Consider the following 10,345-nt stretch of genomic DNA (forward strand, 5'->3'; position numbering starts at 1 on the left):
AAGGCCGATCGTGGGCCGATCGTGGCAAGGCCTTCATCGACACGCGCTGATGACAATGATTGCATATGCCTTTCTGCAACATCAGCGCCTGCACAAGGCAACGCGGGAAAAAAAGGCAGCGACATGGCCCGCCTAAACCGACACTACCAGCCATTCGGCGCGCAGTCATAGCCGCGCTCTCAAACCATCATCCACTACAACGATGTCCACACTGCCGTGTCAGGTTCCAAATGAACCCAAAATCAATTCTGCCAAAGTAGCGCTAGTACGTTTCAACACTAGGAATCGTAGCTGAATGCGAATTGCACCAACAACACCTCACGACAATGTGAAGTTGCCACGCTTGCTCCTCTAGTAACTAGAGATATTAAACTTTATCAAACAGCATTTGCTGTCCATGTGAGCAATAATGGAGACCAGAATGGCAAATGTTCCGAATATTGGTAGTCCGGTGAAAGGCCAGGGACTTCTCTGCCCGACCTGCAAGGTCAACCTCCTGATGGGTGATCGCCAAGGTGTTGAAGTCGATTTCTGCTCGCAGTGCCGGGGCATTTGGCTCGAACGTGGCAAGCTGGATGAGATTATTGAGCGAAGAGTCAGCTATGAAACACGCGGCACCCAGCAGATTATTCCGCAAGCACAACCAGCACCTTCCCCAAACACGGACTCCCGCTCGTCGCACGGATATCGCGACGGTCGGCATAGCAGCGGGCATGGTGATGGCCGTCGTGGCAAGCATGGTTCTCTCTTTGGGCGCCTCTTCGATTGACAAACTAAACGGCACTGGATTTGCTGGGGGCTTTTTGGTTTAAGTTAGATGTGCGCGCCGCCACGTGAACTGCGACATTTCTTGCGGGCTTGTTTAGCGGCATCAGCTAGCCTGCTCCAGTGCTTGGGGCCCGTCGCAAAGTGATAACATAATCTATCTGTAACGTGGGAGGACACGCAATTTCGTCCTTCGGACAGATTTCGATGATCGGAAAGGTTGTAATGCTCTTGAATTTTCAAGTCCGTGAAGGACAAATCGATCAAAATCGCCAGCACATTCAATCGTGAAGTCAACTCCGAAGTAATATTGCAAGGCAGCAATAAATCGACTCAACTCGTACGGTGTCAGCGAGGAACAAATCGTCGCATCGCGCTTAATCGATCGTAAAATGCTGCTGATTTCCAATCGGTTTAGTTTGGTTTTTATCAAGTTAGACACCTTCATTTTGGGAATTCCTGCACCGCTTGAATGCTCGGGCAAGTATTAGAAATGGTCTACTATCAAGTGATGGTTGTTCGAAGTTCTTTTGCTAAACAATTCGTTATCGCACTTCCTGCCACTCCGCCGACATTATTGTTTGGCTATCAATGCCGGATCAGAAAAATACCACCATTTGGCGGTAGTATGGGATGCCCCCCCCTATTAAGAGGGCATGCGGTGAATGTTGGTCTGACTCTCAAAATATGGCTTCTTAATTGAGGATGCTGACTTGAAACCGAACTTCGGCAATTTGTGAAATGAGATCGTATCAGGCATAGATGGAGCGACTCGAGGAGAAAGACAATCTGTCAGTACACCAACGATCTTGATTGCATTTAGTATCGAGAGACTATGAATTCCTATCAAATTGAGACATTTTTCTCCTGAAGGTGATTACTGAGTGAACGATATTACAGTTAGAAATGATTTGGAGGAACCATCCTCTATAGTAGAACCCTCGTTTTCTAAAGTTGCGCGGCGTGGAACATATATTGCGGTATTTGGGTTGGTGGGAATATTTGTGGCTTGGTATGCCATTTCCGATAGACTTGCCCCCTATACCGGTAAAGGGACTGTTAGTGGCTATGTAACGCAGTTATCACCACGAGTTTCCGGGCAGGTGATAGCGGTATATGCAAATGACAATCAGGTTGTTGACGAAGATGAATTGTTATTCGAACTTGATCCACGACCATTCGAGATTGCAGTGGAGCAAGCTGAAGTTGAACTTGAACAAGCAACGCAGACGATCAATTCGAATTCAGCCTCGCTTATTGCATCGCAGGCTAAAGTAACGCAGGCTCGGGCTAATCTTGAAAATGCCAAAACGTCCAATGCGCGTTTGCAAAATCTTAGTCAACGCGGGATTACACCGAAATCTCAAGCGGATGCATCACTCGCAGAGCTCAAGGTTGCTCAAGCACAAGTTGACTCCGCTGAAGCTGACCTTACCAGCGCCGAGGCTGAACTTGGAGATAGCGGGAAGAATAATCCTCGGATAAAGAGCGCGCAATTGAAGCTGGAGCGCGCCCAACTCGATCTAATATATACGAAGGTTGTTGCGCCAACTCGTGGCGTTATTACGAATTTAGGTTTGGCAGTCGGCCAGTTTGTGAATAGCGGTACTGCGGCACTTACATTTATAGATGCTCGCGGAGCGTGGATTATTGCTGAAATGCGTGAAAATCAGCTTGCCAATATTGAGCCTGGTACTAAAGCTGGTCTTTTATTTGATGCGGTGCCTGGGCATATATTTACGGGGACAGTTCACAGCGTTGGCTGGGGAATTGACACCGGTCGGGTGACATCACGTGGCCTATTACAAAATCAGACCGAAACGCGTTGGTTCGAGCCTGCACGTCGGATGCCGGTTCGTATCGAATTGGATGGGGACCTGACCGCTTGGCCGCGCGCGGTCAAAATGGGAGGGAAAGCTACTATCGTTGTCTATGCAGGGGGAGAGAACAGCCTCTTTGTGTGGATTGCGATGGGATTACATCGCATTCAATCTCTTCTGTCTTATCTTTATTAAGGCGAGGCATGTACATCGCTCCACGCCCATTGGTAGAAGATGACCCGTATTTTCCACTTCGGATGGCCGTGATGGCAGCAATATGCGTCGGAGCTGTACCCTATGTGATGCCAACTATGCCTCCATTGTTTGTGGCATTACCTATCGGCCTGATAGCGGGACTGCGAAAAGCCTTTGATATCAAGAAGGCTATCGGTGGCCCACTAGTACTTGTATTAACGGTTTGGCTGATAAGCGGAATTCTAGCCGCACTAATGCATTGGCCTGCCGTTTTTCTTCTCGCAGTTGCCGGCTTCTATTTTACGGCTTTTTACCTCATTCAGAATACAGGCAACCCGATTGGGATGCTTATCTTAGTTGCCGTAGGATTGGCATCTATCATGGGAATGAATTCTGTTTCGGCATTAGAATCATTGGGCGATAGTTTTTTAGAGGCCGGAATTCTAGCTGTGATTGTTATCCCGGCGCTTTATTTTTTCATTCCACCTGTGACACAGGTGATTATGAAAGACGAGTACTCTCCTTCTCCAGGCGATCATGTTCGCGCAGCATTGATTAGGTCGAGTATCCTTCTCGTATTGAGTTTCTGGCTATACAGTTTCATCGATATGTCCAATATGATGATGGTCATCGCGGCAATATTCGTTTTATGTTTTCCAACTCGCCAACGCTTATTCGCAGAGGCTTGGGAGAGGATCGGAGCCACGATCATTGGAGCTTGTGCTGCTGGTGTTGTATTGCTTGTCATCACTATTGATGAGCATTATTTAGTCCTTATCGGACTAACATTCTTGATGACATTTTACTTTGCTCATAAAATGATGAGCGGATGCCATGCTCCGATGGTTTATCAATTCAGTCTATCGGTTGCACTTTCTCTAATAGTTGGTGCACTAACAACCCAAGAGCCTGTTTATGCAGCGATTACTCGCATAGTTCTGACAGTTGTTGGAACGATGGTAGCGGCCCTATGCACAGCTATGCTAGAAACTATGTTTCGGGTCCATTCAAAGTACACATAATGACTTGCTGCGTCCCCCTGCGCTAGGTGTTTAGATGGGACGCCAGCCGAATATCCCATTCTAAACACTTCCGGCTTCAAAAAGGCACGCACAGCGGTCGCACGAAAGATGGCCGTTATCCTCCATGCAATGTGGAAGACCAACACCCATTCCGTTGGAGCCAGTCAGCCGCATGATACTGAGAAGGTTTTTCGACTGAACTCACGGATGCGTCCCCGCCGGAACGTGTGGCGAGGATTAGGCCGTCCTTTTTAAATGCAGTGCTCTCATGAGGACCAAGTCAGCAACTGCGAGGAATACTTCAGCTGATCCACCATTTGACGCCAACATGCGGCGATCCAAGAGATCCACCGCGGAGAGAACCCCGCGTGCCTGCATAGCAGAAATAGATGCTTCACCAATGCAATTAGAGAACTTTCAAAGGGACAGACCACCCACGAAAAGCAACATTTTGACACCTGTTATGTCCTTGCGGGTGCTCAGAACGTGCAGCGGTGTATTCCATCTCCACGCAAGCTACCAGTTCCTAAAATGCGCAATGAGGAAATCCACAAGGGCCCGAACCGACAATGGGAGCCGGCCGCCTGGTTGGTAAACCGCATGCACCCAACGTTCGAGTTGAGGAAGAGACGTCAGCACCGCGATCAACCTGCCGGCCTTGATGTCTTTCTCCACCACGAACGCAGGCATCTGTGCAAGGCCCTTGCCGGAAAGAACCAAGGCACGTTGCACTTGGGCATTGTTAGACCTGTAGCGGACGCTCGAGAGCTTGACGACACGCTCGCCTATGCCGTTAGCATTGGCAAAGGCCCAACCTCCTCCAGCCCATTGATATTCATAAGCGATACAGTCGTGATTATTAAGGTCATCAATCGATGTCGGAATACCCCGAGCGCTAAGGTAGGCTGGCGAGGCGCAGACGACTGCTCCTGCAGGTGCGAGCTTTCGTGCAATCAGGCTTGAATCCGGGAGCCGTCCGACCCGAATTGCCAGATCAAGCTTCTGTTCGCTCATATCGAGCACCCGGTCGTCGCAGATAATGTCCATGGTAACGTTGGAATAGATGGCCAAGAAATTGGCAAGGATACCCCCCATAGTGTCGGCCAGAGCCACCGGCGCGGTAATGCGCAAATGACCAGTCGGGTAGGATTGATAGGTTTCGGCTGCACGTGTCATTTCGTCAAACTCGCCCAGTATCAATATAGCACTGTTGTAAACGCCCAGCCCCACTTCCGTCAGCGTAATACGCCGCGTTGTTCGATGCAGCAACCTCACACTGAATTGGGTTTCGAGTGAAGCAATGTGTTTTCCAACCATGGCTGGTGACAATCTCAGCTCCCGTGCCGCCCTTGCCAATCCTCCAAGATCGACGGTTCGTACGAAAACACGCAGGCTAGAAAAACGATCCATCTCACGAGAATAGATTAAACACCAGCAGTGTTCAATATCATCCCGATCTGGTGAATAATCAAACGACTTGGCCCAAGCTATATCTGAGGCATTGAAGCAATAAACTGATTGTTTCCATTTGCATCAAGGAGCAATTCCGATGTGTCCAGTTTGTGACAAGTTAAGTTTACCTGGGCGTGATGGCCCGCGCCCGAAAACCAACCCTTTCACCCCTCATATGCAACTGAACCAAATTGCGCCGCCTGATATGCGCGAGCGTCTGATTGCGGTTGGCGCCCAATTGAAGGGGGTAAGCCTTGGCAGGAGCGGTGTGTCGATTCCCGAAAGCACTGCGTTTCTTCTGCAACCCGAGATTGCCATAAAAGGCGCGGCAGATGCTTTCATGACACCCGGGGAGTTCGCTCACATACACGCTATCTGGGATGCCAGCCTGCATATGAACCTGCCTCGACAGGTGCTGGAAAAGGTCTTTGCTGCAAACTGGGGAGAGAAACACCCCGCTGCAGGGTATTTTGGCTTTCCACCCAACATTGCGATGATTTACGGCCCGCGCGACGAGGACGAATTCCGCACAGTTGCAACACTACTCACCATCTCACACGCCTATGCTTCAGGCGGGCGCCTGCCGGAGTGAATATCGCCATGAACACATCCCAGACATTTCGACCCGCACGAACCCTTGCTGGCAGAATAATCGTCTCTTTCGTTGCAGGTTTTACCGCTGTGTCCTCCCACGTAGCAGACTGGAGCACCTCGCACGTTTTCAACCCAGCGTGGCCCCCACACGCCAAGTTCCACAATGGGCAGACTCTCGCCTTTGCCATCGCTGCCTGCTTGTTTTGTCTGTGGTTCACATGGCGTCGTAGCGGCGAACCACGAACGAATGCCACCGCGGCCATCACGCTTGCCAGTCTCTATTGGATCACCCAAGCAACAGCAATTCTCTATCCTGGAACTGCCTTTTTTGATCCAAGCTTCGATGACCCTCGCCTTTATGTACTCGGGTTACCGATACAAGTGGTGCTTGAAATTATCGCCCTCTTACTGCTCGGCATAGCTGCGAGGCTCTGGCTTTCGCCACAAGACCGCTCCCACAATTGAGTTCGGTTACCACGGATTTGGACATGTACTTGTTTCAGGACGGAGAGAAACACTAATGCTAAAAATTGCTGTACTTGTCGGAAGCCTCCGAGAGACCTCGATAAATATGGTTCTCGCAAAGGCGCTTGAAAAACTGGCCGGCTCGCGCCTCAAGTTCTACTATGCCGATCTCAATAGCTTGCCATATTACAATGACGATCTTTGGCCAGAGGCACCGGAATGCGTCACGACATTCAAATTGGCAATCGAATCAAGTGATGCTGTGTTGTTTGTAACGCCGGAACTTAACCGTTCAATCCCCGGCTTGCTTAAGAACGCCATTGATTGGGGATCGCGGCCTTGGGGTCAAAATAGCTGGGCGGGCAAGGCGGCTTCAATCGTGGGTACCTCGCCAGGCGCAATTGGAACAGCGGTTGCTCAGAGCCATCTACACAGCATCATGCCGATTTTGGGCCTTTCCGTACTTGGACAACCGGAAGTTTATTTACAATTCCGGCCCGGCCTTTTTGATGATGACTTCAATGTAACCGATGATCAAACCAGATCATTTCTCGAGTCTTATCTCACACAATTCGAGAATTGGGTCACGATGACAAGGGAACGATAGATGCGTGTAAACAACAAGGTGGCCATTGTTACGGGTGGATCTGGAGGTATTGGAGCAGAATGCGCCCGAACACTGGCGCGTGAAGGCGCAACGCTGATAATCACAGATGTAGCCGATGCTGCAGGCGAAGTTCTAGCAAAAGAGACCGGAGGAGTTTATCGCCACCACGACATAACTAGCCTGGAGGCTTGGCAGGAGCTCGCCGACGCAGTGCTGGCCAAATATGGCCGGATTGATATTCTGGTGCACTGTGCTGGTGTTATTGGCAACGTAAAAGAAGCATGCCTGGATACGTCAGTTGAGGAATGGAACCGAGTGATCGCAATCAATTTGACCGGCACATGCTGGGGTTGCAAAGCGATCGTGCCCAAAATGCTGAAGCAAGGCACCGGATCTGTGGTGCTTTTGTCTTCCATTGTCTCGTTCATGGCAACTTCCGTTGCGACGCCTTATGGCGTAAGTAAGGCTGGCGTTGAGCAACTCACCCGCAGCGTGGCTATGGCCGGAGCCAAGGACGGCAATCACGTACGCTGCAATTCGGTGCATCCCGGCTCCATCAGATCGCCAATGACCGATCGTATCATTGCCGACCTCGCCCAAGCTCACAATTTGCCTTTGGACGATGCCGAACGGGGCCTAATGTCAGATGTACCCTTCGGGATGCGCGGCGAACCTTCAGATGTGGCTAATCTGGCGCTCTACCTTGCTTCGGATGAGGCAAAGTATGTCACCGGGTCGGCGTTCGTGGTGGACGGAGGGTGGCACGTCGTAGATGTCGGCTAACGTCACAAGTGATCAGTGCATCGCGTTGTCAATCAACGCTTCACCGATCATCAATTGGCATAACGCCATAAGCATCTGCAAGGGCTTAATCCAGATCATTTCGATGGCAATGGTCAAAGCAAGGACCCCACAAAGAGTTGAAGCCAACGAAGGGACTAAAACCGTCACGGAATTTTGGTCAACCGCTTGAAATGATTCGGTGATAATCGCTCTTACATCTCCCAAATACTTGGGTAAAAACGGCTAAAATGCGGGAGTTCAAGAATGCAAAAAATATCATAAAGATCAAAATGTTATGCTCTATTCCCGTGGCAGTTTTAGTCCCTCCGTTGGCTTGGACCCGTAAATGACCCCGCGATGAACCATTGAGTGATCCACATCAATACCGCGTTCCATCACATTTCCTTCAGGTCTCGAAGGCTGCGATTGTAGGCCAGATACCATAGCACGTATAATAGGATAACGGATCTGTCGAAGTGGCGGCCCTTAGACATCTCAATTCCTTGATTCAAGCTTGGACCAAGTGAATGACACGGCCACTACTGATGAAAGTTTTCAACAGAACCGTTTGATATCTTGCATTCTATGCCTTTCAATCCACGGCTGTTAAACAAGTTGGAAGTCACTTCGGACGAGGGGAAACACGTCTCTGAAATGGTTAATGGAGGCCACAAGTCCATCATTCTTATTCTCACCCAATAAGAGAAATTTATGTTGTTTTATAATGATATACCGCATATATTGCTGCTATGGATGATATTGACCGCAAAATTACAACCCTTCTGAGCGAAAATTCTCGGCGTGCCCTCGGTGATATTGGCTCGATAGTGGGGCTATCAATCTCGGCAGTCAATGAACGGATCAGGCGGCTAAACGCGAGCGGAGCTATCCGCAAATTCACAGTAGATGCAGATCCGGCAGCACTTGGATTGCCAGTTCTCGCATTTGTCTGGATGGCGTTGCCACAGGACGCAAATGAAGATGCATTCCGTGCTAATGCGATGGCTCACCCGACGATTGCCGAATGCCACCATGTCACCGGACCATGGTCTTACCTTGTCAAAGTGCATGTCGCCTCGCTGGCTGAGGTTGAGTTGTTTCTGGCCCATATGAAGGGGCAAGGCTTTCTGGTCCGTAGTGAGACAATAATCGTACTTTCATCGGTCGTGAGCGGCCCCTATGCACCGCCGGAAGGAACTACCTGATGGATATCCTTCTCTTCGGCAAAAGTATGATATTAGGCCTTGCGGTTGCAGCTCCTCTTGGGCCGATCGGAGCCTTGTGCATCAACCGAACCCTTGAACGCGGTTTCTGGGCCGGAGTTTCCGGTGGCCTAGGAACGGCATTAGCTGACGCGGTTTACGCGAGTCTAGCAGCAATCGGCTTTGCAGCCTTTGCCGCCACTCTCTCTATAGTTGACGCGCCGTTAAAACTTGTAGGCGGTCTGTTCATGCTTTGGCTCGGCTGGAAAGGTCTTGCACCCAGACCAGAAAAACAGGCCGCGCAGGTTAGCGCGCGAGACCTATTCGGCACGATTGCAGCGACGTTCTTTCTGACCATTACCAACCCTATGACCATCCTTGCTTTTGCCGCGATTTTCGCTGGCCTCGGGCTTGCAGAAGTGCCGGGATTCACAAACGCTGCTATTGTCGTTGTTGGTGTCTTCGTCGGCTCTCTATCGTGGTGGCTTGCGCTGAGTGGCGGAGTGGCTCTGGCAAGGCAGCGGCTGCCGGAAGGTTTTGCCCGCTGGGTTGCGCGCGTTTCCGGGATCGTTATCATTCTCTTTGGTTTATACGCTCTCGTTTCATTTGTTTGGAGCGTCATGGAATGATAGTGGCGGAATTACTGGAGATATTTATTCGGTTGTCTTATGATTTCCCTGTCTCATTCAGGAAGATGAGGCCGCCGCGGTGCTTATGACACAAGTGGCGGCGGGCGCAGAGTCGGATCGTACATACGGTGGCCCTGAGGGCTGTTGGGGAGTTTGATCGCCTCTGCCATTTCCTTTCGACCTGAACGGATACGTGGGACTTTGGGCCCGAACAACAAGCAGAGGTGTGCGGAGATGATGATCGAGTTTATCATCGGCGTTGATATTTCGAAAGACCATTTGGACGCATTTTCTCCTCCCGACAATCGATCAAGGCAGTTCACCAACACACAAACGGCTTCTGGGCCCTCATCAAGTGAGTGGGTTATCGGTCCGTAGTGCGCATTACGTACGAGTCCACCGGGCCCTATCATCGCGCCTTCAAACAAGCTTTGGCGAAAGAAGGCTTGCCGCTTTCAAAAGTGAATCCGAAACAAGCGCGCCGATTTGCTGAGGCAACAGGCAAATTGGCCAAAACTGACCGTGTTGATACAGCCATGCTGGCTAGAATGACCACGACGTTGCAGACTAGCACTACTTTGGCAGAATTGATTTTGGGTTCATTTGGAACCTGACACGGCAGTGTGGACATCGTTGTAGTGGATGATGGTTTGAGAGCGCGGCTATGACTGCGCGCCGAATGGCTGGTAGTGTCGGTTTAGGCGGGCCATGTCGCTGCCTTTTTTTCCCGCGTTGCCTTGTGCAGGCGCTGATGTTGCAGAAAGGCATATGCAATCATTGTCATCAGCGCGTGTCGATGAAGGCCTTGCCA

General features: G+C 50.4%; 11 protein-coding genes and 1 pseudogene. 10 read left to right on the forward strand and 2 right to left on the reverse strand.

Translation table 11 applies throughout. The annotated features are described in order from the left end of the window. Positions 1-421 precede the first annotated feature (421 nt). From AB4Y96_RS26050 to AB4Y96_RS26060, 3 genes are all read left to right on the forward strand, one after another. A complete protein-coding gene (locus AB4Y96_RS26050; RefSeq protein WP_441920899.1) occupies positions 422-769 on the forward strand; it encodes a zf-TFIIB domain-containing protein in 348 nt (115 codons plus the stop codon). 880 nt (positions 770-1,649) lie between these two features. Continuing rightward, positions 1,650-2,780, forward strand: a complete 1,131-nt coding sequence (locus tag AB4Y96_RS26055) for an HlyD family secretion protein (protein WP_441920901.1) — start codon at positions 1,650-1,652, stop codon at positions 2,778-2,780. 8 nt (positions 2,781-2,788) lie between these two features. Then, positions 2,789-3,802, forward strand: a complete 1,014-nt coding sequence (locus AB4Y96_RS26060) for an FUSC family protein (protein WP_441920902.1) — start codon at positions 2,789-2,791, stop codon at positions 3,800-3,802. Positions 3,803-4,318: 516 nt separating this feature from the next. On the opposite strand, the gene AB4Y96_RS26065 is transcribed toward AB4Y96_RS26060, so the two are convergent. Continuing rightward, positions 4,319-5,212: a LysR family transcriptional regulator gene (locus AB4Y96_RS26065; RefSeq protein ID WP_441920904.1), complete on the reverse strand. Its 894-nt coding sequence runs from the start codon at positions 5,210-5,212 to the stop codon at positions 4,319-4,321. A 217-nt stretch (positions 5,213-5,429) separates the two neighbouring features. Between AB4Y96_RS26065 and AB4Y96_RS26070 the strand changes: the two genes are divergently transcribed. Genes AB4Y96_RS26070 through AB4Y96_RS26085 form a run of 4 tightly spaced genes read left to right on the forward strand, consistent with a single transcriptional unit; the run spans position 5,430 to position 7,703 of the window. Further along, on the forward strand, positions 5,430-5,846 hold the full coding sequence (locus AB4Y96_RS26070; RefSeq protein WP_441920905.1) for a luciferase domain-containing protein: 417 nt from the start codon (positions 5,430-5,432) through the stop codon (positions 5,844-5,846). Positions 5,847-5,854: 8 nt separating this feature from the next. Then, positions 5,855-6,313, forward strand: a complete 459-nt coding sequence (locus AB4Y96_RS26075; RefSeq protein WP_441920906.1) for a DUF6640 family protein — start codon at positions 5,855-5,857, stop codon at positions 6,311-6,313. A 55-nt stretch (positions 6,314-6,368) separates the two neighbouring features. Beyond that, on the forward strand, positions 6,369-6,920 hold the full coding sequence (locus AB4Y96_RS26080; protein WP_441920907.1) for an NADPH-dependent FMN reductase: 552 nt from the start codon (positions 6,369-6,371) through the stop codon (positions 6,918-6,920). Next, positions 6,921-7,703, forward strand: coding sequence for an SDR family NAD(P)-dependent oxidoreductase (locus AB4Y96_RS26085; RefSeq protein WP_441920909.1), 783 nt, complete (start codon positions 6,921-6,923; stop codon positions 7,701-7,703). A gap of 342 nt (positions 7,704-8,045) precedes the next feature. Here AB4Y96_RS26085 and AB4Y96_RS26090 read toward each other — a convergent pair. After that, a pseudogene (locus tag AB4Y96_RS26090) lies at positions 8,046-8,197 on the reverse strand (IS6 family transposase); the annotation flags it as partial. Positions 8,198-8,452: 255 nt separating this feature from the next. Here AB4Y96_RS26090 and AB4Y96_RS26095 point away from each other — a divergent pair. From AB4Y96_RS26095 to AB4Y96_RS26105, 3 genes are all read left to right on the forward strand, one after another. Next, on the forward strand, positions 8,453-8,908 hold the full coding sequence (locus tag AB4Y96_RS26095; RefSeq protein WP_441920911.1) for an Lrp/AsnC family transcriptional regulator: 456 nt from the start codon (positions 8,453-8,455) through the stop codon (positions 8,906-8,908). After that, positions 8,908-9,534 carry a LysE family translocator gene (locus AB4Y96_RS26100; RefSeq protein ID WP_441920912.1) on the forward strand — a complete coding sequence of 209 codons (627 nt, stop codon included), beginning with the start codon at positions 8,908-8,910 and terminating at the stop codon, positions 9,532-9,534. Before AB4Y96_RS26095 ends, AB4Y96_RS26100 begins: the two co-directional genes overlap by 1 nt. Before the next feature lie 377 nt (positions 9,535-9,911). Next, complete coding sequence (locus AB4Y96_RS26105) at positions 9,912-10,148, forward strand: IS110 family transposase (RefSeq protein WP_441920914.1); 237 nt, start codon at positions 9,912-9,914, stop codon at positions 10,146-10,148. The last annotated feature ends 197 nt before the right edge of the window (positions 10,149-10,345 follow it).

It is taken from the genome of Phyllobacterium sp. TAF24 (genome assembly GCF_052113785.1).
In the GTDB taxonomy this organism is placed as follows: domain Bacteria; phylum Pseudomonadota; class Alphaproteobacteria; order Rhizobiales; family Rhizobiaceae; genus Phyllobacterium.

Coding starts and splice junctions, on each gene's coding strand:
- AB4Y96_RS26050 (WP_441920899.1), top strand. CDS start 422: ATGGCAAATGTTCCGAATATTGGTAGTCCGGTGAAAGGCCAGGGACTT.
- AB4Y96_RS26060 (WP_441920902.1), top strand. CDS start 2,789: ATGTACATCGCTCCACGCCCATTGGTAGAAGATGACCCGTATTTTCCA.
- AB4Y96_RS26065 (WP_441920904.1), bottom strand. CDS start 5,212: ATGGATCGTTTTTCTAGCCTGCGTGTTTTCGTACGAACCGTCGATCTT.
- AB4Y96_RS26070 (WP_441920905.1), top strand. CDS start 5,430: ATGCAACTGAACCAAATTGCGCCGCCTGATATGCGCGAGCGTCTGATT.
- AB4Y96_RS26075 (WP_441920906.1), top strand. CDS start 5,855: ATGAACACATCCCAGACATTTCGACCCGCACGAACCCTTGCTGGCAGA.
- AB4Y96_RS26080 (WP_441920907.1), top strand. CDS start 6,369: ATGCTAAAAATTGCTGTACTTGTCGGAAGCCTCCGAGAGACCTCGATA.
- AB4Y96_RS26085 (WP_441920909.1), top strand. CDS start 6,921: ATGCGTGTAAACAACAAGGTGGCCATTGTTACGGGTGGATCTGGAGGT.
- AB4Y96_RS26095 (WP_441920911.1), top strand. CDS start 8,453: ATGGATGATATTGACCGCAAAATTACAACCCTTCTGAGCGAAAATTCT.
- AB4Y96_RS26100 (WP_441920912.1), top strand. CDS start 8,908: ATGGATATCCTTCTCTTCGGCAAAAGTATGATATTAGGCCTTGCGGTT.